We start from the raw sequence: 477 nt of genomic DNA, 5'->3' as shown, positions 1-477 counted from the left end.
CTGGTCTTCCTGGGCGCCCTGGTCCTGGTCCCGGTGCTGTACATCTTCCTGGCCTCGGTGAACTCGGACATCGGGGTTGCCAACGGCGAGTTCTGGCCGTCCTCGGTCACGTTCGAGAACTACTCGAAGATTTGGACCAGCGTGGGCCTGACCACCGGCCTCACCAACAGCGTGCTGGTGGCCGGCGCAACCGCCGTGGTTTCCGCGGCTCTTTCCGTCTCCACCGCGTTCGTCCTGGTCCGCTACACCTTCCGCGGCCGGCTGACCATTCTGCGGGGGCTCCTGGCACTGCAGTCCGTGCCCGGAACACTGATGGTTCTGCCCGTGTTCGTCCTGTTTTCCTCGGCTGCCACCTACCTGGGCATCCAGGTCATTGGAACCCAGTGGGGGCTGTTCGTCACCTACCTGACGTTCGCCATGCCGTTCTCCACCTGGGTGATGGTGACCTACCTCCGCGGGCTTCCCAAGGAACTGGAG

Annotated in this window: 1 protein-coding gene; it reads left to right on the top strand. The window is 64.2% G+C overall.

All coding sequences use genetic code 11. The features are described from left to right. Positions 1-477 (top strand): carbohydrate ABC transporter permease (locus AC1DKD_RS42015; protein ID WP_477144838.1); only part of this gene is annotated, 477 nt, incomplete at both ends.

It is taken from the genome of Cupriavidus sp. 05T313, from assembly GCF_056396665.1.
Note: the sequence above shows the minus strand (reverse complement) of the source record. Positions and strands in the feature narration are given on the sequence as shown.